This window comes from Trichocoleus desertorum AS-A10, assembly GCF_039962155.1.
GTDB lineage: Bacteria > Cyanobacteriota > Cyanobacteriia > FACHB-46 > FACHB-46 > Trichocoleus.
Window position 1 is genome coordinate 1 of record NZ_JAMPKN010000051.1, and the last position, 24,897, is coordinate 24,897.

18 protein-coding genes and 1 pseudogene are annotated in these 24,897 nt (G+C 48.0%); 14 read left to right on the top strand and 5 right to left on the bottom strand.

Features of this window, described 5'->3' with window-relative positions:
- The coding region (locus NDA01_RS32080; protein WP_431193408.1) for a transposase-like zinc-binding domain-containing protein at positions 1–97 on the bottom strand (97 nt) is incomplete at its 3' end.
- Between the two features lie 42 nt (positions 98–139).
- Here NDA01_RS32080 and NDA01_RS27480 point away from each other — a divergent pair.
- Positions 140–637: pseudogene (locus NDA01_RS27480) on the top strand (ISNCY family transposase); the annotation flags it as partial.
- 131 nt (positions 638–768) lie between these two features.
- Here the strand turns inward: NDA01_RS27480 and NDA01_RS27485 are convergent.
- From NDA01_RS27485 to NDA01_RS27495, 3 genes are all read right to left on the bottom strand, one after another.
- On the bottom strand, positions 769–1,338 hold the full coding sequence (locus NDA01_RS27485) for a DUF981 family protein (protein ID WP_348230514.1): 570 nt from the start codon (positions 1,336–1,338) through the stop codon (positions 769–771).
- 59 nt (positions 1,339–1,397) lie between these two features.
- A complete protein-coding gene (locus NDA01_RS27490; RefSeq protein ID WP_348230515.1) occupies positions 1,398–2,003 on the bottom strand; it encodes a DsbA family protein in 606 nt (201 codons plus the stop codon).
- A gap of 198 nt (positions 2,004–2,201) precedes the next feature.
- Positions 2,202–2,813 (bottom strand): TetR/AcrR family transcriptional regulator, encoded by a 612-nt coding sequence (locus tag NDA01_RS27495; protein WP_348230516.1) that lies wholly within the window; start codon positions 2,811–2,813, stop codon positions 2,202–2,204.
- Positions 2,814–2,902: 89 nt separating this feature from the next.
- Here NDA01_RS27495 and NDA01_RS27500 point away from each other — a divergent pair, with 89 nt between their 5' ends.
- From NDA01_RS27500 to NDA01_RS27560, 13 genes are all read left to right on the top strand, one after another.
- On the top strand, positions 2,903–8,857 hold the full coding sequence (locus NDA01_RS27500) for an AAA family ATPase (protein ID WP_348230517.1): 5,955 nt from the start codon (positions 2,903–2,905) through the stop codon (positions 8,855–8,857).
- A 7-nt stretch (positions 8,858–8,864) separates the two neighbouring features.
- Positions 8,865–9,494: a response regulator gene (locus tag NDA01_RS27505; protein WP_190443082.1), complete on the top strand. Its 630-nt coding sequence runs from the start codon at positions 8,865–8,867 to the stop codon at positions 9,492–9,494.
- A 241-nt stretch (positions 9,495–9,735) separates the two neighbouring features.
- A complete protein-coding gene (locus NDA01_RS27510) occupies positions 9,736–10,389 on the top strand; it encodes an MOSC domain-containing protein (RefSeq protein WP_348230518.1) in 654 nt (217 codons plus the stop codon).
- A 53-nt stretch (positions 10,390–10,442) separates the two neighbouring features.
- A complete protein-coding gene (locus tag NDA01_RS27515) occupies positions 10,443–11,018 on the top strand; it encodes a DUF981 family protein (RefSeq protein WP_348230519.1) in 576 nt (191 codons plus the stop codon).
- Between the two features lie 40 nt (positions 11,019–11,058).
- The gene (locus NDA01_RS27520) at positions 11,059–11,436 is read left to right on the top strand and encodes a hypothetical protein (protein ID WP_348230520.1); all 378 of its coding nucleotides are present in this window, start codon (positions 11,059–11,061) and stop codon (positions 11,434–11,436) included.
- A gap of 77 nt (positions 11,437–11,513) precedes the next feature.
- Positions 11,514–12,386, top strand: a complete 873-nt coding sequence (locus tag NDA01_RS27525) for an alpha/beta fold hydrolase (RefSeq protein ID WP_348230521.1) — start codon at positions 11,514–11,516, stop codon at positions 12,384–12,386.
- 73 nt (positions 12,387–12,459) lie between these two features.
- Positions 12,460–13,209, top strand: coding sequence for an SDR family oxidoreductase (locus NDA01_RS27530; protein ID WP_348230522.1), 750 nt, complete (start codon positions 12,460–12,462; stop codon positions 13,207–13,209).
- A gap of 60 nt (positions 13,210–13,269) precedes the next feature.
- Complete coding sequence (locus tag NDA01_RS27535) at positions 13,270–13,473, top strand: SDR family oxidoreductase (protein WP_431193549.1); 204 nt, start codon at positions 13,270–13,272, stop codon at positions 13,471–13,473.
- 39 nt (positions 13,474–13,512) lie between these two features.
- The gene (locus NDA01_RS27540) at positions 13,513–14,160 is read left to right on the top strand and encodes a cysteine hydrolase family protein (RefSeq protein ID WP_348230523.1); all 648 of its coding nucleotides are present in this window, start codon (positions 13,513–13,515) and stop codon (positions 14,158–14,160) included.
- A 4-nt stretch (positions 14,161–14,164) separates the two neighbouring features.
- Positions 14,165–16,825, top strand: a complete 2,661-nt coding sequence (locus NDA01_RS27545; protein ID WP_348230524.1) for a two-partner secretion domain-containing protein — start codon at positions 14,165–14,167, stop codon at positions 16,823–16,825.
- 132 nt (positions 16,826–16,957) lie between these two features.
- Complete coding sequence (locus NDA01_RS27550) at positions 16,958–19,690, top strand: CHAT domain-containing protein (protein ID WP_348230525.1); 2,733 nt, start codon at positions 16,958–16,960, stop codon at positions 19,688–19,690.
- Between the two features lie 35 nt (positions 19,691–19,725).
- Complete coding sequence (locus NDA01_RS27555; RefSeq protein ID WP_348230526.1) at positions 19,726–20,520, top strand: DUF928 domain-containing protein; 795 nt, start codon at positions 19,726–19,728, stop codon at positions 20,518–20,520.
- A gap of 27 nt (positions 20,521–20,547) precedes the next feature.
- Positions 20,548–22,806, top strand: a complete 2,259-nt coding sequence (locus NDA01_RS27560; protein WP_348230527.1) for a CHASE2 domain-containing protein — start codon at positions 20,548–20,550, stop codon at positions 22,804–22,806.
- Positions 22,807–22,867: 61 nt separating this feature from the next.
- On the opposite strand, the gene NDA01_RS27565 is transcribed toward NDA01_RS27560, so the two are convergent.
- On the bottom strand, positions 22,868–24,610 hold the full coding sequence (locus NDA01_RS27565) for a ShlB/FhaC/HecB family hemolysin secretion/activation protein (protein WP_348230528.1): 1,743 nt from the start codon (positions 24,608–24,610) through the stop codon (positions 22,868–22,870).
- Between the last annotated feature and the right edge of the window lie 287 nt (positions 24,611–24,897).

Genomic DNA, 24,897 nt, shown 5'->3' on the forward strand with positions numbered 1-24,897 from the left:
GAAATTGGCGACCACACTGCTTGCACTGATAGCACTGTCTGCCGCGACGGTGACCGTTTTTAGCCGTGTGAGTGGAGTGACATTGAGGACATTTCATACCTTCATTGTGCCAAAGCCAGCATTACTTTTTCAGCAACGCCCCTATACGTACCGCTATCTCAACGGGGTGCCCCTCAGAGATAGTGATGATGCGCTTTTGGTGAACTGGTGTGAGATCACGGTGAGCCGTCCTGATGATAAGGTGATGTATAAAAATTCGTTTGCCACCAATCACATTCTGACTCACGAAAACGTGGCAGAACTTGTTCTAGCAGGGCGGACACGCTGGAAGGTGGAGAACGAGAATAACAACACCCTCAAAACCAAAGGCTACAACTTAGAACACAATTTCGGGCACGGAAAGCAGCATCTCTCCTCCTGCCTCGCGACCCTGAACATCTTGTCCCTTCTATTCCACACGTTGCTAGAGTTGCTCGACCAGAAGTACAAGCTGCTGCGCTCACACTTGCCCACGCGCAAGACCTTTTTTGATGACTTGCGGGCATTAACCCGGTACATGTATTTCGACAGTTGGGATCACTTGCTCACCTTCATGCTCGAAGGATTAGAGCTAGACATCTCACCCAATACCAGCTAAATTTCCAAAATGAGAATTGCTGTAAAAGATATCTAAACTATCGATCGCGATCGTGCGATATGTGATCATGGAATGCCCCCTAGTGGACTTATTGGTTTATTGAAGGCAAAACTGTGGTGCATTTACGGCAACTACTTCGGCATGGGTTGCCACGTCGAGAAGTTAGCAAGGTGTGCCCAGTAAGAACTCAATCCAATAAACGTAAAGATGAGAGTTGCCGCAATTAATACAATTGCTCCAACACTTCGCAGGAGTCGATTTTTCTTGAAATAGAGCGTCGGGGCAGAAAAAACTCCTCCTAGGCCAACTAGAATGAACCCAATTCCTGCCAGTAGAGAAATCGGTATTGCGCCTAAGTTAATGATGCGAAAGCCAATGACAAGCGATACAAGTCCTGCAAAGAAGCCATAAACGCCTAGGGTTAGTAGGTCCCAACCCATTGCCAGAGCGAGTGAGGTGCCAACGAAGAGAATGCCAAACAGGACCGTTGTTTCACCAAAGGCAATATTGAAACTACCAATCACAGGCCAGGTCAACGTCATGTGTAAGCCAGTAACTAACGCGATCGCACCCACGACCCCAAAGCCTGGAATCCAACGTCTCTGGTTTGACTCACCCAAACCAAAATAGACATAGGCAGCGAGAAGAGCGAGTCCAGCCGCTAGGTTAATCAGCATGAGTGTGATGTAATCGATAAACATGGGATCTCCTATAAATGCTCGGTTTTATAGACATGTAGATAAAGATTGTGGAATGCTGATTAACTGCCCGAATCAGCGGCAATAGCTGCCATCAATGGCTCAATGTCCCAGCGATCGCGATACCGCATACCATTAATAAACAGGGCTGGAGCAGTCTTGACACCATTTTGTAATCCACTGGTGATATCCTCATTGATGCGATCGCGGTATACTTGTCTACTGATGGCTCGCAAAAACTGGCAGACATCAAGCCCCAAATGATCGGCATACTCCACCAGATAGCCGCTTCCTAAGGCTTGCTGATGGGTGAATAGCATATCGTGCATCTGCCAGAACTGCCCCTGTGCCCCTGCTGCTAGGGCTGCTGCCGCTGCCTTTTGAGCTTGAGGATGTATTTGGGTTTGAGGAAACTGCCGAAACACAAAACATAGATGATTTTCCGCAGTGGAGGTGCCATTAAGCTGTCTTTGAATTGTCTTAATTAAGGTGTGAAGTTCTCCACACTCAAGACACTGATAATCTCCATACTCAATGAGCACCACTTTGGCATCGAGTTCTCCTTGGCGGTAGTCTCGCTCAGAAGGCGGTAGCACTAACGGGTTGCGTTCACTCTGTGTCTCCATTGGAGAATCGCCAGATGCTTCTTCAGAAATATCGTGACCCATACTAAACCTGAGAAGCAAAGAGGTTTCATCGTACGAGAAGCACTGTGAAATCTCTTTGCCTCAGCCCTAGAACTGTTTGTATGCCCCTAATTTAAGGGCCTAACTCCAATCTGTCTTCCATTCAAAGTCTATTGTTGGAGCCATACAACGATCAATCTTTAGGTAATCAAAGGTATTGGCTTGATGTCAAACTTAAGTTCATAGATTGGAACAAGCTTGCAAGGCCATCTCAACCACCTGTAGGAGTTCTGCACGGCTCGCTCCACTGGAGGCTTGGACGGACATACCAAAGTTAACGGTGAGAACGAAGTGGGCTAGGACAGTGGCATCAGTATCAGGCGCCAAATCTCCTTCGGCGATCGCACGGGCAAAGCGATCGCAAATTGTTGCCTCGATTAATATTCGGCGTTCTGCCAGTTCTTGATAGAGTGGATCGCTTGGATCAGCACATGAAAGCACAGTTTGGGCATAGAGGCATCTTGGCGGATTGTCTGGATTCGTCAGCAAATCAACCACCCCATACATCATTCGCTCAATCACTTTACGGGCAGTCGGCTCCTTTAGAGCTTGGGCCATATAGGGTGTTTGTTGCTCTTGGTAAAGATCGAGCACCTTACGAAATAGAGTTTCCTTATTACCAAAAGCCGCATAGAGGCTGGGACGGTTGATCCCCATTGCCTCCGTGAGTTCGGTCAAGGATGTTCCCAGATAGCCCTTGCGCCAAAACACCTGTAAAGCTTTTTCTAAGGCTTCGTCGATATCGAAAGCACGAGGACGTCCCTGAGCAGTGTGAAGTTTTCTCGTTTCCATACTGTTCAGTATAAAACTTTCTTGACACCCCAAGTTAAGCAGGGGATACTTTTTGTACCGATTGGTAAATAAATTACAGGCTAGTAATTATGATTTCCTTACCAAACGTCATTGTTCAAGGAAAGCTTTACGAAAGCCGCAATTCTCTGGTTTACCGAGGGATTAGAAAATCAGATCACTTGCCGATCATCCTCAAAGTTCTTAAGCAAGACTATCCCACTCCATCCGAACTGATTCGTTATAAGCAGGAATACGAAATCACCCAATCACTTAATCTTGAGGGAGTGATCAAAGCTTACGCACAGCAAGATTATCAAAGAACGCTCGTTATTCTTCTAGAAGATTTTGGTGGCGAGTCTTTAGAAAAATGGATTCGGGACGCTGCTAAGGCATACTGCCCCATGCCTCTACCTGAGTTTCTGCATTTTGCAATTACGGTTACGAAGATCTTGGGGGACATTCATACTGCCAACGTAATTCATAAAGATATCAACCCCAGTAATATCGTGCTCAATCCCCAAACGAGACAAGTTAAAGTCATCGATTTTGGTATTTCTACACGTCTGGGTCGCACTAATCCTACCTTTAACAACCCCCATATTCTAGAAGGTACTTTAGCGTACATTTCCCCAGAGCAAACTGGGCGCATGAACCGCTCGCTGGATTATCGCACCGATTTTTATTCCCTCGGTGTCACCTTCTATGAACTGCTCACCGGACAGTTGCCGTTTCCTACCGCTGACACTCTTGAATTAGTTCATTGTCATATTGCCAAACAGCCTGTGCCGCCGCATGAACTAAATGCAACCATTCCTAAAGCCGTTTCAGATATTATTTTGAAACTGATGGCGAAAAATGCAGAAGATCGCTATCAGAGCGCATGGGGAATTAAAGCGGATTTGGAACTTTGTGCCCAGCAGTTGACAGGAACAGGCCAAATAAATAGCCTGCAACTAGGGCTTCATGATGTTTCTGACCAGTTTCGAATCCCCCAAAAGCTGTATGGACGCGATGCAGAGATTGCAGCCTTACTGGCAGCGTTTGATAGAGTAGCTGGGAGAAGTGAAATACAGACAAAAAGAGAAGCAGATGAAGAGAAGGGAAATACCCCTGCGTTTTCTAGAATGCTGCTCGTCTCTGGCTGTGCTGGTGTTGGCAAATCAGCTCTGGTTCAGGAACTTTACAAACCTATCACAGCAAGACGTGGCTATTTTGTCTCTGGTAAGTTTGACCAATTGCAGCGCAATATTCCTTATAGCGCGATCGCCCAAGCCCTACAAAAATTGGTGCAACAACTGTTGAGTGAACCCGATGAGCAGTTGCAGCAGTGGCGATCGCACCTCCTCACGGCTTTGGGCAGCAACGGACAAATCATTGTTGATGTGATCCCGGAAGTAGAGTTAATTATTGGCAAGCAGCTACCTGTACCAGAAGTTGGAGCAGCCGAAGCTCAAAATCGCTTCAATCTGATCTTTCAGAAGTTTGTGCGAGTGTTTTGTTCAGAGTCATATCCTTTAGTGATCTTCCTAGATGATTTGCAGTGGGTAGACTCCGCTACGCTGAAATTAATTGAATTGATGTTGCTGGATGAACAAACTCGATCACTATTTTTGATTGGAGCCTATCGAGATAATGAAGTACATCCAACTCATCTATTGACTTTAGCGCTAGAGAGCTTACGGAAACAAGGAGCGGTGTTTCAAGAAATTGTTCTTCAACCTTTAATGCTAGAACCTTTAAGCCAGTTGCTTGTTGAGACACTACATCAGGATGTTGAAACCGTCCGTTCTCTAGCTCAGTTAGTATTGCGTAAAACCGAGGGCAACCCTTTCTTTGTCAATGAATTTTTGCGAATGTTGTATGGCCAAAATCTGTTGACTTTTGATGCTGCACACCGAAGTTGGCAGTGGAACATTGCTCAGATTGAAGCCCAGAATATCACTGATAATGTCGTAGATCTGATGCTAGTCAAGTTGAAGAAACTGCCAAAGGACACGCAGCGTCTTTTGCGGCTAGCCGCTTGTATTGGATCTGAATTTGATTTGGATACTTTAGCGCTCGTTTGTGAGCAGTCTTCCAACAGAGTATTTCGAGATTTGCTGCCAGCGCTCCAGGAAGGATTCGTTCAGCCTCTCTCTGAATTAGATCAAGACCTATTATTTCAGCAATACAAGTTCCTGCACGATCGCGTCCAGCAAGCTGCTTATGTTTTGATTGATCCATCACAAAAACACATTATTCATCTGCAAATTGGTCGCAATCTCCTCGAAAAAACTTTATTAAAACCTCTGTTAGACTGGCTATTTGAAGCAGTTGATCATCTAAACTACGGGATTAACCTTGTCACTGATGCTGATGAACGAATTGAGATTGCCAAGTTAAATTTGATGGCAGGGCGCAAGGCGAAAGCCGCGATCGCCTACAGAACGGCAAAAAAATATTTAGCTCAAGGAAGAGAATGGCTAACATTTTCTAGCTGGCAGAGTCATTATAACCTAACCTTAGAGTTGTATATAGAAACCACAGAAGTTTCGTATTTATGTGGTGAGTTTGAAGATGTAGAGCAGTGGGCAGGAGTTGCTCTGATAGAAGCCAAAACGGTTCTCGATAGCGTAAAGCTCTACGAAATTAAAATTCAAGCATACATCGCGCAGAAACAGCTAGTAAAAGCCATTAATACTGCATTACAAGTTTTGCAGCAGCTAGGAATTAGTTTCCCTAAACCGCCCACTCCATCGGAAATTCGCTGTGAACTAGACGCGATTACATCTCTTTTTGACAATTGCCAGATCGGGGACTTAATCCGTTTACCAGAAATGATCGAACTGGAAAAATTGGCGGCGATGCGAATCCTATCCAGCATCACGATCGCTGCCCAGATCAGTGCTCCTAATTTAACACCGCTGCTTGCATCCAAACAGGTCAACCTATCTATTCTGTATGGCAATGCATTTATGTCTCCCTTTGCTTACGCCACCTTTGGGTTAATTCTTTGTGGTGTGGTCGGAAACATACAGTCTGGCTATGAGTTCGGACAGCTTGCTCTAAGGCTGCTATCACAGTGTCATACCCATGCCTTGAAAGCCAGGACTTTGAATATCGTAAATAATTTTATTATTCACTGGAAAGAACATGCTAGAGAGCTATTGAAGCCTTTGTTAGAAGGCTATCAAAGCGGGCTAGAAACTGGAGATTTAGAATTTGCTGCCTATTGTGCTTATACTTACTGCTTTCAATCCTATGCGAATGGAAAAGAACTCATAGAAGTTGAACACAATATGGCGACCTATGGAGAAGCAATTCGTCAAATTAAGCAAGAAACAGCATATACCTGGAATCAGATATTTCGGCAGGTCATCATAAACTTGACAGGACAATCGGCCAACCCAACCCAACTAGTTGGCGAATCCTACAATGAGGACGATGAACTGCCAAAATACGAATCCGAAAATGATGGAAGTAGCATCTTTTCTGTCTATTTCAACAAACTTCTCCTATGCTACCTTTTTTCTGAATATGCTCAAGCTGTTGAAAGCGGAGTCCTAGCGGGAAGTTATCTGATTCGATTAACAGGTACATCTCTTGAGCCTCTGTACTATCTCTATATTTCTCTAGCGAGACTTGCAATATATCCTGAAAGCAGCAATCAAGTGCAGGAGGAACTTCTCCAAGAAGTTACTCTAAGCCAGGAGAAAATGAAGCTATGGGCACATCATGCGCCAATGAACTATTTGCATAAATATAATTTAGTTCAAGCAGAGACGGCACAAGTTTTGGGGCAGTGGTTTGAGGCGGAGGAGTTTTATGAACAAGCGATTCAAGGAGCTAGGGAAAATGAATATATTCAGGAAGAGGCATTAGCATACGAATTGGCTGCAAAACATTATTTGGCGCGTGGTCGCGAAAAGTTTGCTCAAACCTACATGAAAGAAGCTCACTACTGTTATGAACGTTGGGGAGCCACAGTGAAGGTGAAAGATTTAGAAACTCGCTACCCACAGTTTTTTCCTCAAGCGTCTGATGTGGTTTCGCCAACCTATAAAACTTCTGAAACCACCTCTAATCGCTCAGACCTTGCTTTAGATTTAGCGGCTGTGCTGAAAGCCTCTCAGGCGATATCCAGTGAAATTGAATTGGATCAGTTGCTCCGCTCCTTGATGCAAATTTTAATCGAGACTGCTGGGGCTCAAACCGGATGCTTGATTTTAGAAAATGCAGGTGAATGGGCGATCGCAGCGGCTTGTGAACTTAGCGAAGGAGAGAAGGTCTGTACTACGCGAGTGCTACAATCACTTCCAACGACCAATCACCTGCCAGAATCAATTATTCAGTATGTGATTCGAACTCACGAATCTGTCATCTTGAATGACGCTACTCGTGAAGGCAGTTTTATTCATGATCCTTATATTCAGCACCACAAAACTCGATCACTTCTCTGTTTACCGCTGCTGAATCAAAGTAAGCTTGTGGGCGTGCTGTATCTAGAAAATCAATTAGCAACTGGAGCTTTCCCACCAGAGCGATCGCAAGTTTTGAATTTACTATCTACCCAGGCCGCGATCGCCATTGAAAATGCCAAACTCTACTCTAAACTCCATGCCAGCGAGAGTCGGATGAAACAATTTCTAGAAGCGGTTCCGGTAGGCATTGGAGTCTTGGATGCGGCAGGTCGCGCTTACTACGTCAATCAACGGGGCATGCAGCTAATGGGCAAAGGCATTGATCCCACAGCGACACCAGATTTAATCCCGGAGGTTTATCAATTTTATCTAACTGGAACCGATCAAAACTATCCCCCTGAGAAACTACCTATCGTCCGGGCGTTGAGTGGCGATCGCACCACGGTAGATGATCTCGAAATTCATCAGAATGACAAAATCATTCCAGTTGAAGTCTGGGGAACTCCCATCTTTGACGAGCAGGGCAATGTGACCTATGCGATCGCTGCCTTTCAAGACATTACGGAACGTAGACAAACCGAGCAACTACTAACCGATTACAACCACACTTTAGAGCAACAGGTGGCGGAACGAACGATAGCTTTGCAGCAAAGCGAAGCCGAACTGCGTCGTCGAGAACAAGAACTACGGCTAATCACCGACACTCTCCCGGCTCTAGCCGCTTATGTAGATGGCAATTGTCGCTATCAATTTATTAACCGTACCTACGAGGTCTGGTTTAATCGCAGTCGAGATGAGATTTTAGGTAGATACGTCCATGAATTGCTCGGTGAAACCGTTTATCAGAGGGTTGAACCGTTTATCCATCAAGTATTTACAGGGCAAACTGTCAGCCTGGAAGCAGAAGTTCCCTTCCCAGTGGGTAAAAAGTCTATCAGTGCTACCTTGATCCCCGATTTCGATGCCAATGGTCAAGTAAGAGGATTTTACAGCCTCATCACAGATATTAGCGACCAAAAACGTGCCGAAGAAGCTTCTATTTTGGAAGAGCGCAACCGGATGGCGCGAGAAATTCACGATACATTGGCGCAAGCCTTTACAGGCATTCTGCTGCATTCTGGAGCAGCGACAGAGTTAATGACCAAGAAACCAGAGACTGCTCAGGCACACCTGGAAACTGTGGATGAATTAGCCCGCACCGGACTAGCTGAAGCCCGCCGATCCGTGACGACCCTCCGACCTAAATTGTTGGAGGAGGGAAACTTGTATCATGCGCTCAATCATCTAACTCATCAAATGAAGTCTTCCACAAAGACTCATCTCACCTGTCAAACCATTGGTGAAGTTTATGCTTTACTACCCGATGTGGAAAATAACCTATTACGTATCGGACAAGAAGCTTTAACCAACGCCATTAAATATGCCAATGCCACTGAAATTTGTATTGAGTTGGTGTACGAGAAGACGCAATGTCTATTGCGAGTGAAAGATGATGGACAAGGGTTTGAAGTGGAAGTATACCCAACTCAGGGATTTGGTTTACTGGGGATGAGTGAACGGGTTGAGCAGATTGGCGGTGAATTAACCATCAGCAGCCAGCCGAATCAAGGTACAGAAATCATTGTCATCGTAAACCGGGAGTAAGCATCTCATGAGTCAACCAGCGACTATCCAGGTTCTGCTTGTGGATGATCATGCCATTGTCCAACAGGGATTGGCAGCTATCATCAATGAAGAATCGGATATGGCTGTCATTGGTCAGGCCAAGAATGGGGTTGAGGCAGTTCAGTTGTTCCGTCAAGTGCAACCCGACGTAACCTTAATGGACTTGCGGATGCCACAAATGGGAGGGGTGGAAGCAATTACGGCAATTTGCACTGAGTTCAATACCGCTCGCATCATTGTATTGACTACCTATGACGGAGATGAGGACATCTATCGGGGGTTGAGAGCAGGTTCAAAGGGATATTTACTTAAAGACTGTAAACCTAATGAACTGAGAACTGCGATTCGTACAGTTCATGAGGGGCTACAATACATTCCCCCTCACGTTGGGGCTAAGTTAGCACAGCGCATGACCCATCCAGAGCTGACCGATCGCGAATTAGAGGTGCTTCAGTTGGTCGCTCAGGGGATGAGCAATCTGGAAATCGGTGCTGCTTTGAGCATTACTGAAAGCACTGTCAAGTCCAACATCAACCGCATTTTAAGCAAGCTAGGTGCTAAAGACCGTACCCAGGCGACCATCATTGCCTTGAAGCGAGGTATTGCCAGTCTGTAAAGCCTGTCATATCGACTTAAGTTTGATTTCAAGTTGAACTTAAGTTTGATGCCAACCCAATACTTCAGGTTGCCTCATGATTGATCGTTTTGTGGCTTCAAGTATAGACCCTGAATGGACGACAGATTTGAGTTAGCCCCTTAAATTAAGGGCATGTAAACGGTTGCAGAGTTGAAGCGAAGAAAATGGACGGCTGTAGAAGGCTGCCATTGCCTCACGACCCAAAGCTGTAGAACTGAAAATGAAACTCATCTCTGTCAATGTGGGACTGCCACGGGAAGTGACCTGGAAGGGGAAAACAGTGAGAACTGGAATCTTCAAAGAGCCAGTCCCAGGCAGTGCAAGGGTGATGGTGCGATCGCTGAATTTAGACGGAGATGGACAGGCTGACCTCTCGGTTCATGGCGGATTAGACAAAGCAATTTATGTCTATCCGTTCGAGCATTATGATTACTGGCGCGCTGAGTTACCAGAAACAGAACTGTCGCTAGGCATCTTTGGCGAAAACTTCACAATCACTGGACTGAGAGAAGCGGAAGTGAACATTGGCGATCGCTTTCAAATTGGCACAGTCCAACTGATGGTGACACAACCTCGCCTCCCTTGCTACAAACTGGGGATTCGGTTTGGGCGACCCGATATGGTAAAGCGATTTCTCGCCAGTCGTCGCACTGGATTTTACTTTTCCGTTTTGCAAGAAGGAGAAGTCGGAACGGGAGACACTCTAGAGTTGGTGAGCCGAGATAACAACAGGATCACGGTTGCTGACATCACTCAGCTTTACGTGCGTGAGGAAAACAATCCAGAGCTACTTCACCGCGCAACTCAACTCGAAGCTTTACCCAAAAGTTGGCGCGACTATTTCCAGGAACAAAGTCGTCGTCAGGATGGGTAGATTAACTCAATTTTTATCTAAACTTCGCTAAAACCGAACATGTGGGAGATCTTATGTTTATCGATTACCTCACACTCATGCTCATTAACCTGGCGGCTGGACTCGCTCTGTTAGCTGCCTATGTCTATTTTGGTCTGGGTGAGCCAAATCAGAGACGCTGGATTCCAGGCTTTGGGATCGTCGGTGGGATCGCTTTAGCCACTGGTTTACACATGACATTTACCTGGCCCATTATTGGTAGTTTCAATATTGCCTTTGGTGAAACAACGGTTCTGTTTGGCATTCTCTTCGTCGGCACTTCACTCGCTCTGGCAATGGGTTGGGACTTACTGACCCTCGCTGCTTACGGCTTCTTTGCCGGGCTTGTATCGCTGCTCATTGGCTTGCGCGTCATAAATCTGGGAATCACACAACTTCCTCTGGTGACAGGCATTGGGTTCATTTTAGTTGGCCTAGGAGGAATTTTTTCTGCTCCGACGCTCTATTTCAAAGAAAACCGATTCTTGCGAACGATTGGAGCAATTGTGCTAATTGTGGCAGCTCTTATCTTTGCTTTTATTGGATTGAGTGCCTACTGGGGACATCTTGCTGACTTCTCGACATGGCAACCCCGAACCCTGACAAAATAGCTACGTTTCTATTGCAATTCATTACGCTCTTCTGCAAATAATGAAAACTCTTTTGAAAAGAGCCGCCTTGTTTCTGGCTCTGCCAACCAGCGTCTTAGCTAATCTCTCTTTACCTGCTTCTGCCGATTCTACGGCTGGCATCATCCTGAGCACGAGATGCCAGGGTGACCACAACATCAATATTTGGCAGAATTCTACTTCCGGTGAACTGCTCTATCGCGCGACTAGCCCCTACGGCAATCTAAGTTTGGGCAGAGGAACTAGCCAAGCGACGGAAGGTGTTCGAGTGTATAGGTTTCGGAACAAAAGTTATGAATACTGGGTGTGGGATGGCACGTTGGATAACCCACAGTCCGGAACTTTCGAAGTGTATAAAAACAACCGAATCTTGCTACAGCAAACCTGTACAAAAATCTGAATTCTCTAGTAGGTGTGCTTCATTCTCTTCAGACCCACTGCTTGCGATCCCTCAACAACTTTACAAGAGGTAATTCAATGACTACGTTTCACACGGTTGCGATCGATGGCTTAGATATCTTTTATCGAGAAGCTGGCTCCCGTGATAACCCAACGATCCTGCTGTTGCACGGCTTCCCTACCTCCTCTCATATGTTTCGCAATCTCATGTCTGCGCTTAGCGATCGCTTCCATTTGGTTGCCCCAGATTATCCGGGCTTCGGCAACAGTTCGATGCCAACCGTAAATGAGTTCGACTACACCTTTGATCGCCTCGCTGAGATCGTAGAGAAATTTATTGCCGCGATCGATCTCAAGCAATATAGCCTCTACGTGATGGATTATGGTGCTCCCATTGGCTATCGCATTGCAGCTAAATATCCAGAGCGGGTAGAAGCCCTGATTGTTCAAAACGGCAATGCCTACGAGGAAGGCCTGCGTGAATTTTGGAACCCAATCAAGGCATACTGGCAAGAGCGTTCTCCTGAAAATGCGGATCAGCTCAGACCCTTTTTCACTCTGGAAACGACAAAGTGGCAATATACCAACGGTGTCCGCAGTCTTGAAGCAATCAGCCCTGACAACTGGAATATAGATCAACATTTCCTCGATCGCCCCGGAAATGTTGATATTCAACTGGCGTTGTTTTATAGCTATGGCAGCAACCCGCCGCTCTATCCGCAATGGCAGGAGTATTTCCGTAAATATCAACCCCCTACACTGATTGTTTGGGGTCAGAATGACTACATCTTCCCGGCTGAAGGTGCTTATCCCTACAAGAACGATCTGCAAACGCTGGAGTTTCATTTACTCGATACAGGACATTTTGCCCTAGAAGAGGAAGGAGAGGCGATCGCAGACCATATCCGTCGCTTTATGACCACTCATGTTAAAGAACGGACGAGATTGTAGAAATTACGTTCTCATTTCTCATCTTCCACTTGTTACAGACAACTCTTTCAAACTCAACAATTAAGGCATCATCATGCAAAAATTAGAAGGAAAAGTTGCTCTTGTTACTGGCGGCACCAGCGGTATCGGTCTTGCTACTGCCAAAGGCTTTGTCGCTGAAGGTGCCTATGTCTTCATCACAGGTCGCCGCCAGACTGAACTGGATGCTGCCGTAGAAGCGATCGGTAAAAACGTTACAGGTGTTCAGAGTGATGCCTCTAAGATGGAAGACCTCGATCGCCTATTCGCCACAATCCAGCAAGAGCAAGGACACCTCGATGTGATCTTCGCCAATGCTGGCGGTGGAGAACTCGCCCCACTCGGAGCCATCACTGAAGAACACTTTGACAAAACGTTCAACACGAACGTCAAAGGTCTATTGTTCACCGTGCAAAAGGCACTGCCCCTGTTGCCGGAAGGGGCTTCCATTATCCTGAACGCCTCGATTACTTCTATAACAGGTACCCCAGCCTTCAGCGTTTACAGTGCTACCAAAGCCGCTGTGCGATCATTTGCCCGTAACTGGATACTCGACCTCAAGGAGCGCAAGATTCGCGTCAATGCTATCAGTCCTGGTGTCGTGCCCACTCCTGGCTACAACCTGATGGGACTGAGTGATGAGCAGGTGCAGGCATTCATAGAAGGCCAAGCCGCCACTATCCCTCTGGGACGAGTCGGCACGCCTGATGAGATTGCCAAAGCCGTTGTCTTTCTCGCTTCAGATGACAGCAGCTTTGTCAACGGTATTGAGCTGTTTGTCGATGGCGGTATGGCACAGATTTGAAGCGCGATCGCAAGCGGCCAACTCACCTAATAACGGTGAGAATCTTCAAGGAGTGTCAACTTGATCAATCCTGAAATCGTAGAAATGGAGGGCATACAAGCAGCGGGAGTGAGCAAGAGCGATTACCAAAAACAGGTTGAAGCGCTAACCCCACTGGGTCGGATCGGACAACCGCAGGACATCGCACCTGCCGCTGTCTTCTTCGCATCCTCCGATTCAGCCTGGATCACTGGGGAAACGTTACACATCGCGGGTGGTACTTAACAAAGAGAGCCGTGAACATCAACCAGCAGAGGGAAAAACGTGAACATCAACCAGAATGACACCGCAGTAGTCGTCATCGATCCGCAAAACGATGTCTTGAGTGAAACAGGTGTCTCCTGGGATTTAGTGGGTGACAGTGTTAAGGAGAATAAGACCATTGAGAACATCGAACGCATCTTCAAAGCCGCTAAGCACAATAAATTTGAGGTCTTCATCTCCCCCCACTATTATTACCCCACCGACTACGCCTGGAAATTTGCCGGAACCGTGGAGCAAATGATGCTCAAATCTAGGGAGTTCGAGCGCAAAGGTGCATTGAGCCTTGATGGTTTCTTGGGTTCTGGTGCTGACTGGCTCGATCGCTACAAGCCCTTCATTGAAGATGGCAAGACGATCGTGGTCAGTCCTCATAAAGCCTATGGACCGCAGAGCAACGACCTCGTTTTGCAACTGCGTAAGCGCAACATCAGCAAAGTTATTCTGCTCGGAATGCTGGCAAATATTTGTGTTGAAGCTCACCTGCGCGATTTGATCGAACAGGGATTTGAGGTTGCCGTCATCAAGGACGCAACGGCTGCCCCTCGACATCCGGAGTTGGGCGACGGCTATAAAGCGGCACTGATCAATTTTGGGTATATCGCCAATGCAGTGCTGTCTACGGACGATGCTGTAGAAGCAATGGCATAACGGTGTGATAACGTGGTGGCTCGATTCCTTTATCTTGACTTTAGCGATCGCGCCAGGAGTAACCTTCTGCCGCTCGCAACTATGGAACGAGGACAGCAAAATGAGCCGATCGCCCTTAAAAGTGTGGATTTTGACAACCAGTATCGTGAGCGCATTGCTTTATACTCAACCGATCACTGCTCAAGTCATTCCTGACACTACACTCCCTGTGGGAGAGCGATCGCAAGTGACAGGCAATACCAATGCTCAGATTGATGGTGGAGCAAGACGGGGTGGCAATCTGTTCCACAGCTTCAGCCAGTTTTCGGTGCCAACTGGAGGCTCTGCCCACTTCAACAATGCGGCTGAGGTGCAAAATATTTTCAGTCGCGTTACAGGTGGGTCGGCCTCCAATATTGATGGCGTAATTCGGGCAAATGGCACTGCAAATCTGTTTTTGTTCAATCCTCATGGCATCCTGTTTGGTCCCAATGCTTCGCTCAATATTGGTGGCTCGTTTGTTGCCAGCACAGCCAGCAGCATCGACTTTGTCGATAATTTTCAGTACAGCGCCACGAACCCTCAAATGACACCGCTGTTAACTGTTAGTGTTCCAGTTGGGTTGCAGATGGGAGCTAATCCGGGGCAAATTGAGGTGCAGGGGAATGGATACGATTTATCTGCTCAAGTTCCTATTCTTTCCTCTATTGTCAAAGGTGATAGTACAGCAGGGTTGCGGGTGCTAGGAGGTCAGACCCTGGCCTTAATTGGAGGGGATATAAACATTGCTGGCGGCACGCTGACGGCAGAGCAAGGCCGAATCGAGTTAGGCAGTGCCCGCGATGGGCAAGTGAGCCTTGGTGATGGCTTTGTCCTCAGCTACCCAGAAGTACAAAACTTTGGTGATATTCGTTTATCGCAACAGGCGTTAGCCTATGCGAGTGGGAGCAGTTCAATTCAGGTACAAGGAAATCAAGTCTCGCTAGCAGATGGGTCACTGCTGTTGATTCAAAACCAAAGGGCTCAAGCGGGAGGAAGTATCAAAGTAAATGCTGCCCAGTCGCTAGAACTGAGCGGAATAAGCCCAGATGGTAGGTTCTCAGCTGGCTTAACTAGCCAAACTACTGGACTTGGAAGTGGGGCAGACATTACAGTTTCGACTAGGCAGTTAGCTGTTCGGGATGGGGCAGGAATAGCCACTAATTCCTTCAGTTCTGCCAAGACGGGCAACATAACTGTGCAAGCTTCTGATTCAGTACAACTTATTGGGTTTTCATTCATTAATCCTATTTTTCTTAGCAGCATCGCTACTAAAGCTTTTGGCTCTGGAGTTGGAGGAACGGTAACGGTATCAACAGGGCGGTTAGTTGCTTTAGATGGAGGAAGCGTATCATCTCCCAATTATGGAACTGGCAGGGGTGGTACTGTGGTGGTAAATGCAACTGAAGCAGTAGAACTGATGGGGAAGTCCCTCTTTTCCTCTCCCAGCACTGTGACCTCTACCTCGCTCAATGCTGGAGATGCTGGGGTAGTTACTATTAACACGGCGAGGCTAGTGGTTCAAAAGGGAGGCAGTGTTACTTCTTCCGTCTTAGCAACTGGTAACGGTGGCAGTGTCACCATCAATGCCACGGAGTCTGTTGAGGTCAGTGGTACAGTACCCGGCGCTCTTCCCAGTTATATAGGTTCGGCTGCCCCTATTGCACCTACAGCCTTACGACAAGCTTATGGGTTGCCTGACACACCGAATGGAAATTCAGGCAACGTGACCATTAATACGCCTTTTTTGAGCATCAATGATGGTGCAAGTATCACTGTCAGCAATGATGGAACTGGGAGTGCTGGCATATTGCGGGTGAATGCCAACTCGATTTCTCTAGACCGTGACAGTTCAATTACAGCCGCTACTGCCTCTGGTGAAGGTGGGAACCTTGATCTCAATGTGCAAGGTGTTCTGCTGCTGCGAAACAGTAGTCAAATCACTGCTTCGGCGGGTGGTAATGGCAATGGCGGTAACATCGAAATTAATGCAAGCTCAATTGTTTCTGTACCCACTGAAAATAACGACATTCGTGCTAATTCTGTGAACGCTCGTGGCGGTAACATCTCGATCAACGCCTCTGGCATCTTTGGCATCCAGCCTCGACCTCAAGACACACCTTTAAGCGACATCACCGCGACCGGAGCCAAGTCTGCCTTAAGTGGCAGCGTCCAACTCAACATCAATCAACTTGACCCCACTCCTGGCTTAATCGGGCTACCCACAACGATCGTCGATTCAGCGCGCCTGATTGCCCAAGGATGTCCTGCCAATCAGGGCGACTCGTTCATTATCAGTGGTCGCGGGGGCTTGCCGCCCAATCCTGAACAACAGTTAGACGATGATGCCAATTGGCAAGACCGTCGTAGGTTAGTGGTGACACAGCAGCAAACAGATAGTAAAAGAGAGGTGAGCAGCAGTCAACAGCCAGAAGCAGAGGATACGGACACAGAGAGACACAGGGAATTCCTTGATTCAACATCCAACAGTCAACATTCAGAATCTCCCTCTCCCACCCATCCCTCAATTACCGAAGCGATCGCCTGGCAAGTGGCTCCTACTGGAGAGATAATTCTGATTGCTAACACACCTAACCAAGTTAGGCAGGATTCGGTGGACCATCTAACCCTCTGCCAGAGAAGCTAAAGAACGGTTTGAGTAAGGTAAACTTATCTATTTTGTTTAGTCTGATTTTGCAAAATCTTTGATAATGATGTAATAACCCAGCTAGCAATAGATATCTATTGATATCAGTAATGAAAGGAGCCAAGCGAGTAGATGCATCAGGAGCGCTGGGGCAGGCGAATCCATCGAGGAGAATCCATCGTACAAGGGCTCTTTTCAGAAAAAGGATGGCGGCGATTCCTGCATTTTGTTGTGTTGGGGCTGTTCATCGCTGTTAGCCTGCATTCAGAAATTGCAGTTGGATTACAAGAGACTGGCAACTGGAAGGCAGAGAAGGCAGAGAAGACAGAGCAAATCAGGATAACATCCAATTCCCTGCTGTCTTCTACAATTTCTCCTTTCGTCCAAGTGCAGCAAGCCGAAGCGCACTACCAAGCAGGGCAGCTGTCAGAAGCGATCGCCCTCTGGCAAAAGGCTGCAACCCGCTACGAGGCGAAAGGCGATCGCCTCAATCAAGCGTTGGTTCTCAGTTTTCTTGCCACTGCCTGGGCAGACTTGGGGTATTGGATGCAAGCGAATGATGCCATCGATCGAGCGACCTCGCTGTTAAACGCCCAACATCCGGCAGCTAATCCCAACATCTCACCCGTTCGCGCCCAAGTTCTCACTGTTCAAGGAGAGCTACAGCTGACTCAAGGTCAAGCAGCCGCAGCATTGGAAACGTGGCGACAGGCTGAGACGGCCTACCACTATACAAACGATACCAGCGGTATCTTGGGCACTCAGATCAACCAAGCGAGGGCGTTGCAGTCAGAAGGGCTTTACAGACGAGCCACAACGCTGCTCACCCAAGTAGAACAATCCCTACAAAACCAGCCCGATTCCAGACTTAAGGTAGCGGGATTACGGAATCTAGGCAAGATGCTGCGGTTAGGCGGCGATCTGGCTCAATCTCGGGTGGTCTTGGAAAAGAGCTTGGCGATCGCTCTCAAGCTGCGAGACAATACTTCTGAATCTGCGTCCGACATGAGCGGCATTCTCCTCAGTTTAGGCAACACGACTCGCGCTCAAGGAGAAACCGATACCGCACTTGCATTCTACCAACAGGCAGCAATCACAGCTCCCTCGCTCACCACCAAAACGCAAGTTCAACTGGCTCAGTTCAGTCTGCTGGTTGAAGCTGAGCGGCTGACAGACGCGCAGCACTTGTTGCCAGACCTCCAATCTCAAATCGCTAATTTGCCCCTTGGTCATCTAGCTATTTATGCCCGCATTAATCTGGGTCAAAACCTGGTCAGAATGAGGGGCAGAGACGTAGAAAGAGCGGGGATATCTTCTGATCATCTCAGTACCTCAGCCCATGAACTCGCTGCTGCGGTTCAGCAAGCTCGTAGCATGGGCGATCGTCGGGCTGAATCTTATGCCCTTGGCACTTTAGGCAGCTTGTATGAAACGACCCATCAATGGGACAGTGCTAGAACTCTAACGCAACAAGCGCTGAGTTTGGCTCAGTCTATTGATGCGCCCAGTGTGGTCTATCAGTGGCAGTGGCAGCTCGGACGAATTTTCTGTCAAGATACACAACCCTGCACTGCCACTGGAGGTCTGCAAAACGCAACGGCTGCCTATGCAGAAGCGGTTAAAACCTTGCAATCCCTCCGCAGTGATATAGCTGCAATCAACCAAGAGGTGCAGTTCTCGTTTCGAGAAAGCGTTGAACCCGTCTACCGACAATTTGTGGAACTGCTGTTGCAACCGGACAGCAATGCACCTAGCCAGGAAAACTTGAAACAAGCGCGTGAGGTAATCGAAGCCCTGCAATTAGCGGAACTGGATAATTTCTTTCGAGAAGCCTGTGTCAATGCTCGTCCCGTCAAAATCGATCAAATCGATCCGCAGGCTGCCGTCATTTATCCAATCATTTTGCCCAACCAGTTGGCCGTGATTCTGGCGTTACCTAATCAACCCTTGCGCTATCACAAGACTCTACTGGCTCAAACCGAAGTAGAGCGCATCCTCATCCAAATGCGTCAATCTCTTAGACCCACGGCCTTTGTAGAAGATTGGTTGCCCGCTGCTCAACGAGTTTACGATCTACTCCTGCGTCCCATGAAGACTGAACTGGCGGCAAGTGGGATTAAAACCCTGGTGTTTGTGCCTGATGGCTGGCTGCGGAGTTTGCCAATGGCAGTCCTCCACGACGGTCAGCATTATCTGATTGAAACCTATGCAGTTGCGCTTACTCCTGGTTTACACCTACTGCAACCCCAGCCGATCAAGCGTCTACGGCTGCATGGGCTACTAGCAGGCTTAAGTCAAGCTCGCGAAAGCTTTCCAGCATTGCCGAATGTTGCAGTCGAAATTAATCAAATCAACACAAAAATTTCAGCTCAGGTGCTGCTGAATCAGGCGTTTACCAATCGATCGCTGCAAACCCAAATTGACTCTACTCCTTCGTCCATCGTTCATTTAGCAACACATGGTCAGTTTAGCTCGAAGGCTGAAGATACCTTTATTTTGGCGTGGGATGGACGCATCAATGTTAAACAATTGGATCAACTGCTCCGGGTAAGAGAGGGAGATTCCAACCCCATCGAACTGCTGGTTTTGAGCGCTTGCCAGACTGCAACGGGCGATAGTCGAGCGGCGCTGGGGATGGCAGGAGTAGCAATGCGGTCGGGGGCACGCAGTACCCTGGCTTCACTCTGGTCAGTTGGCGATCGCTCTACTGCACTGCTCATGATTGAGTTTTATCGGGAGTTAGGTAAACCTGGAATGACGAAGGCTGAAGCTCTGCGTCGGGCTCAAGTTAGTTTGTTGCACCAAGAGGATTACAACTCTCCTTACTACTGGTCGCCGTTTGTTCTGCTAGGAAATTGGCTTTAAAGCCTTCTCTAAAGACCTCACTTCTTAAAAACCTTATGTTTTGCATCAAATCTTTGTTTTGTTATACCTCCATCAGCCTTGCCCTAGCCTTAGAACTGGCGATCGCGCTCAACATGACTGTCACCATTACTCCTAGCACCGCAACAACGCTGTCTGAAAATGGAAAACGTTCCGTTTATCAGCAAGCACGCAAGCCAAGTCCTCCTCCCCCGCCGCCTACGAATCCAGGTAGCTCAGCCGCAGGGGGGCGACGTAATCCTGCTGCTTGCCCTCAAGATGCGGTGGCGGGAACCAAGAGTTCGTTCTTAACAGCCTTTAGCCCAACAAGCAAACCAGGCTTAACCGTTGCAGCGCATCCCACATTTTTAGTATACGTGCCCAGAACCAGGGCTGAAACTGCCGAATTTAGCCTTCGCAATCGAGCGGGTCAAGGGATTTACCGAACGACGATCGCCTTGAGCAATACTCCCGATATCATCAGCATCACCTTGCCCGATCAGGTAGCGCCTTTAGAGATTGGCAGGACATATGTATGGTCGTTTGCAGTCATTTGCAACCCAACGGATCGCGTTGCTGATCAATTTGTTACAGGCATCGTACAACGAACGAAGCTTAGTTTGGCTCGCTTACGTCAAATTGAGCAAACACCCCCCAGACAGCGCCTTGGCCTGTACCAGGAGGATGCCATTTGGTACGATGCCGTCGCTCTCCTATTTAAGTTAAAGCGCAGCCAAACCAATGATTCAGACATCAGCAGAGCTTGGCGTCAATTTATGCAAGCGGGCGGAATGGAGACGATGGTGAATGTTAGTCCAGCCAGATCCAGATAACTTGTATTGAGCGATCGCGTTTATCCTATGTGGACAATCCTGAAGCAGTTTATTTGGCGATGGCGTGGAGTTCTGGTAACTGCTCCCAGCATTGCCGGAGGATTGCTGATTTTGCGATTTGCTGGAGCACTTCAGTTGCTGGAGCTAGCAGCACTTGACCAAATGTTCCGCCTGCGTCACTTTGAACCGGCTGATCCCCGGATTGTCCTTGTTACCGTAGATGAGTCAGACATCAAGCAACTCGGTCGGTGGCCCATGTCTGATGCGGTGCTGGCTCAGTTAATTTCATCTATCAAACAACAGCAGCCGAGAGTCATTGGTCTGGATATCTTTCGAGATCTACCTGTAGAACCAGGTCATCAAGACCTGATCAACGTTTTCATCTCTACCCCTAATCTCATTGGGATTGAGAAAGTGATTCAAACGGCTCAGGGCGAGGTGATTCAAGCACCTCCAGCCTTAAAGCGGCGGGATCAGGTCAGCGCCATTGATCTTCTCTTAGATATCGATGGCACAATTCGCCGCAGTTTGCTGTACTTAAGCAACAAGGACGGGCGAGCAATTGCCACCCTAGGGGCACAACTAGCCTTTGTATATCTCAGAGATGAAGGTATCGAGCTGGAAACGATCGACTCTAGTCAAGGTCAGTTCCGATTAGGCCGAGCCGCATTCACTTCTTTGCGGCCGAACGATGGCGGTTATGTGGGCGCTGATGCGGGTGGATATCAGATTCTGTCAAACTTCCCCAAATTCCTAAACGATTTCCATACTATTTCCATGACAGATGTGTTGCGGGGTCGCATACCCAAAAACTTAATGCGCGATCGCATTGTTTTGATTGGATTAACGGCTGAGAGCATTGAAGACAAATTTTTCACCTCTTACACCACCGACTTGATTGCAGCCCCCCCTGGTGTCGCAGTTCATGCTTTATTAACGAGTCAATTACTCAGTGCGGCTTTAGAGGGTCGCCCTTTGTTGAGCGTCTGGTCAGAACCGATTGAATGGCTATGGATCATTTTTTGGTCTGCGATCGGAGCCATCATTGGGTGGATATCTCGATCGCCTCGCCAAGCAGCATTTAGAGTCGTTTTATTGGCAATTGTGCTTTTAGGCAGTGCATACGGCCTGTTTCTCGCGGGTTGGTGGATTATTATCATTCCCTCCCTGCTGGCCCTCACGACTTCTGCCATAACCAGCAGCAGCTACCTACTGTGGGACAATCTGAAGGAGTATGCCCGCACCCTAGAGCAAAGGGTGGAAGAGCGGACTCTCAAACTAGAGCAAGAAATTGCGGAACGAAAGCAGGCAGAAGCGACCCTGAGCCAACAAAAACAACTCTTGCAAGCGATCGTAGAGCATATCCCTGTCATGATTACGCTCTATGATGCAGAGGGAGAAATCGAATTTGTCAATCATCAGTTTGAGCAAACCTTGGGATGGTCAACCGCAGATCTGCACCATATTGACCTGATTGCTGAATGTTGTTTCAATTCGGAACAGCAGCAGATTCTAGACCATATGTTAGCCGCAACTGGCACTTGGTCAGACCTTAAAATCAGAACCAAAGACGAGCGTGTGGTCAACACCGCGTGGGCAAATATTCGGCTTCCCAATGGCATGAATGTTGGCATTGGGCAAGACATTAGCGATCGCAAACGAGCTGAAGCAGCCTCCATTTTAGAAGAACGCAACCGGATGGCGAGAGAAATTCACGATACGCTAGCGCAGGCGTTTACAGGCATTCTGCTGCATGTTGGAGCGGCAACCGAAATCATGACCAGAAAAACAGAGGCTGCACAAGCACATCTGGAAACTGTGGATGAATTAGCTCGCACTGGGCTGGCTGAAGCCCGCCGATCAGTCGCGGCGCTGCGACCCAAACTCCTAGAAGAAGGAGATTTATTTAGTGCCCTCAAACATCTAGTCAATCAAATGAAATCTTCTACGAAGACTCAAATCACCTGTCAGATCATGGGTGGAGTCTATGCTTTACCACCTGATGTGGAAAATAATCTCTTACGCATTGGCCAAGAAGCCTTAACCAACGCGATTAAATATGCCCAAGCCACTGAAATTTGGGTTGAGTTAGTGTACGAGGAGACGCAATGTCTATTACGAGTTAAAGATGATGGACAGGGCTTTGAAGTGGATCAAGTATATTTAACGAAGGGATTTGGTTTACTGGGGATGAGTGAGCGGGTTGATCAGATTGGCGCTGAATTAATCATCCACAGTCAGCCTGATCAGGGCACGGAAATCATTGTGGTGGTGAATCGGGAGTAGGTCCATGAGCCAATCAGCAGGCAATTCCGTTGTTCCGTCAAGCGCAACCAGAAACTCTGGCTCAAAATGGGTTGTACAGGATGGAGAAGTAAAGTCCATTTTCTTGCAATGTTTCCTTGCTTACATCAACCGAAACCAAAGGAATCCCCCAATCTAATCGAGCGGTGAGGCGATCGCCCATTTGCCAGCGTAGTCCCAAGCCAACTGATGCCAGTGTATTAGGGTCGGGTTCTTCGCGATCGCCTCGATTCCAAGCGGTGCCAAAGTCAACAAAGGGAGTCAGTTGTAAGACGCTATCCCACCAACGAATCCGAGCAACAGGTAAGCGTACCTCCGCAGAGGCAAACAAGCCATTGTCGGCGAGCAACAAATCCTGCCGATAGCCACGTACCGTTTCTAGCCCACCCAAACCAAACTGCTCCAACGGTACCAACGATCGCTCAGCCAGTTGCACATCGGTTCGCAGCAACAACAATGTGTCTGGAGCTAAAAGCCTGACCCACTGCCCCTGCCCTCGCCATGAGAAAAAACGGCTATCTGGTCCGGTGCCGCTAAGGGTGGCATTCAGAGCATCCAGACCCAAACTAAATTGAGAGCGAGCCGCAAACACTTCTCGGTTACTACGTCGCGTCCACTCCTGAAAAAATCGTAACGCGGAGATGTGGGTTTTGCCTTGCTCATCCGCTCCTAAGGCAGGAAACGGAATATCTCCACCCAGTAACGAAGCTTGACTCTCACGCCGACTGGCGGTGAGGCCAATGGCAAATTCTTCGCGAGGAGTTTCGACAAGCGGTTGGCGCAGGGTCAGTTCGTAATAGCGAGAGTTGGCATCAATATCGAGCTGGTCAAACGGCTCTTCTATCACCTGGCTTGACGAAGTGCCGTAAGCCAAATTTAGGGTACCATTGCGAGCATTGAGGGGTAAAGTGTAGCTGGCATCGAGGGAGTTGCTGCCAGCCGTATTGGTGTAAGCAGCACTGAGGCTATCTCCCAGCCCTAGTAAGTTGGCTTCACTGAGTTGTAATCGACGACGAAACGTCCCCACACTGGGCGATCGCCCATTATCCAGTGTTATCTGTGTATTAAAAGTCTCTGCCTCGGTGACTCGAACCTCTAACAAATTTTCGCCAGGTCTGGTTCCCGCAGATAATTCGGCTGAGAGGCTCTCGATCAGGGGATTGAGTTGCAATAGTTGTAGCGCTTCGAGCAAGCGATCGCGGTTTAGAGGTTGTTGGGTAGCGATCGCCAATCGATTCTGCACATAGGTTGACTTTAACCGCCGCGTTCCGGTGATTATAATCTCTTCTAACGTTCCTTCTACGATTTGAATTGTGACCACACCATTACGTAATTGCTGGGGTGGAATGTAGGCACCCGAAGTGATGTAACCGCGTTCTACATACAGTTGAGTTAGAGCTGAACGCGCCTGAAATAACTCTGCGAGGGAAATGGGGCGCTGCGTAAACGCTTGAGTTACTGCTGTCAATTCGGCGGAACTGAAAACAGTACTACCCACCACTTCAAACCGCTCCACAGTAATGGTAGCAGGCACGTTATCTGGCAAGGGTTGTGGTTGAGTGACGTCAGGACTAGAAGCCGGGGGTCGCAGCAACTCTTCTGGCGGTGGTAAGACAGGAGAAGGCTGAGGTGTTTCTGGGGTAGGAATATTGCGGGATGGAGGTTCTAAGATATCCGGTGGTGGGAAAGAAGCTTGGCTAAGAACGAGTTGTGAAGCAAAAGCTGGATTTTTATCTACAGCTTGGGCTGGCAGTGGGCTAGCAGCGGTGCTACTAATCAATAGCATCAAACCCAAATGCCACAAACCTTTTCTCAAATGAGGGTAAAGTGCAATTCTTGTGAACACTACAAGCCAGAGCTCGATCCTATAAAACATAGCCCCTGCCTCGCATCAACTAATTTTCGCCTTCGCGTCAATTATATGTAGAACGAGCAGAGCCTAGCCTGCAAGAAGTAATTCGGTAGTGCTCAAGATGTAATGATAGAAGAGTAAAGTTCATTTTCGAATGCTCTTTGTTTGCTCATGCCTGCTTGTCCCCTCTGTGCCTCCTCCCGAACGGTCAAAAACGGTCA

Excerpts from the sequence above, each read along its gene's own strand:
- NDA01_RS27555 (WP_348230526.1), top strand. The coding sequence starts at position 19,726 with ATGTTTTGCATCAAATCTTTGTTTTGTTATACCTCCATCAGCCTTGCC.
- NDA01_RS27490 (WP_348230515.1), bottom strand. The coding sequence starts at position 2,003 with ATGGGTCACGATATTTCTGAAGAAGCATCTGGCGATTCTCCAATGGAG.
- NDA01_RS27530 (WP_348230522.1), top strand. The coding sequence starts at position 12,460 with ATGCAAAAATTAGAAGGAAAAGTTGCTCTTGTTACTGGCGGCACCAGC.
- NDA01_RS27520 (WP_348230520.1), top strand. The coding sequence starts at position 11,059 with ATGAAAACTCTTTTGAAAAGAGCCGCCTTGTTTCTGGCTCTGCCAACC.
- NDA01_RS27510 (WP_348230518.1), top strand. The coding sequence starts at position 9,736 with ATGAAACTCATCTCTGTCAATGTGGGACTGCCACGGGAAGTGACCTGG.
- NDA01_RS27565 (WP_348230528.1), bottom strand. The coding sequence starts at position 24,610 with ATGCTATTGATTAGTAGCACCGCTGCTAGCCCACTGCCAGCCCAAGCT.
- NDA01_RS27495 (WP_348230516.1), bottom strand. The coding sequence starts at position 2,813 with ATGGAAACGAGAAAACTTCACACTGCTCAGGGACGTCCTCGTGCTTTC.
- NDA01_RS27500 (WP_348230517.1), top strand. The coding sequence starts at position 2,903 with ATGATTTCCTTACCAAACGTCATTGTTCAAGGAAAGCTTTACGAAAGC.
- NDA01_RS27550 (WP_348230525.1), top strand. The coding sequence starts at position 16,958 with ATGCATCAGGAGCGCTGGGGCAGGCGAATCCATCGAGGAGAATCCATC.
- NDA01_RS27525 (WP_348230521.1), top strand. The coding sequence starts at position 11,514 with ATGACTACGTTTCACACGGTTGCGATCGATGGCTTAGATATCTTTTAT.
- NDA01_RS27515 (WP_348230519.1), top strand. The coding sequence starts at position 10,443 with ATGTTTATCGATTACCTCACACTCATGCTCATTAACCTGGCGGCTGGA.
- NDA01_RS27505 (WP_190443082.1), top strand. The coding sequence starts at position 8,865 with ATGAGTCAACCAGCGACTATCCAGGTTCTGCTTGTGGATGATCATGCC.
- NDA01_RS27560 (WP_348230527.1), top strand. The coding sequence starts at position 20,548 with ATGTGGACAATCCTGAAGCAGTTTATTTGGCGATGGCGTGGAGTTCTG.
- NDA01_RS27485 (WP_348230514.1), bottom strand. The coding sequence starts at position 1,338 with ATGTTTATCGATTACATCACACTCATGCTGATTAACCTAGCGGCTGGA.